The 622-nt window shown below is 40.4% G+C and carries 1 protein-coding gene; it reads left to right on the top strand.

The window, feature by feature from the left end:
* On the top strand, window positions 1-286 hold a 286-nt coding region (locus E1163_RS30130; protein WP_185155876.1), incomplete at its 5' end, for a hypothetical protein.
* Window positions 287-622 lie beyond the last annotated feature (336 nt).

Genomic DNA, 622 nt, shown 5'->3' with positions numbered 1-622 from the left:
TGAAATGACGACAATTCTGGTTAAGAAGAACCTCCATTTCATAACGGAAAAGCAAAAGGTATTATCGACAAATGATGGATTTGATGTTTATGAACTAGCAGCAAAAGAAGGTATGCAGGTGGGCGCGGCAATTGGAGGACTCGACAATGATATTCCATTTGAAGCTATAATGATAATCAATAAGAAAGACACAATTTCAGCAAGTGATCCAGAGAGCATTAAAAGGTTATTTGACCAAGGACCTTTAGGAAGATTTCAAACACCATATAATATTACAATCAGGTGACTTTTAAGGCAGGCATGCCCTCTCCGACACGGAAGAGGGAGTTTGATAATGCTATGACTTCGATTTTTTTAAGAAACACTCCAAGTCTCGTCATTCCGAAATTTTCGCAGAGTAGCGGAGAAAATATTCGGAATCCCCAACTGGAAAGCACCTGCTAAAGCTACCCCACTAACAACTAATGCGCACCGGCTAAACTTCTCCCTTGAGGGAGACATGCCGATTGTAAAAATCGGCATAGAGGGTGTCCACCCTTTCAAATACTTTAGATTCCTGCATTCCAGGATACATTAGCCATTTTTAAATCGGCTTATTTTCAGGGTGAGTACAATCGAATGT

Origin of the sequence: Fulvivirga kasyanovii, from assembly GCF_009711405.1 — a bacterium.
Lineage (GTDB): Bacteria > Bacteroidota > Bacteroidia > Cytophagales > Cyclobacteriaceae > Fulvivirga > Fulvivirga kasyanovii.
This window is presented reverse-complemented; position numbering and strand designations above follow the sequence as displayed.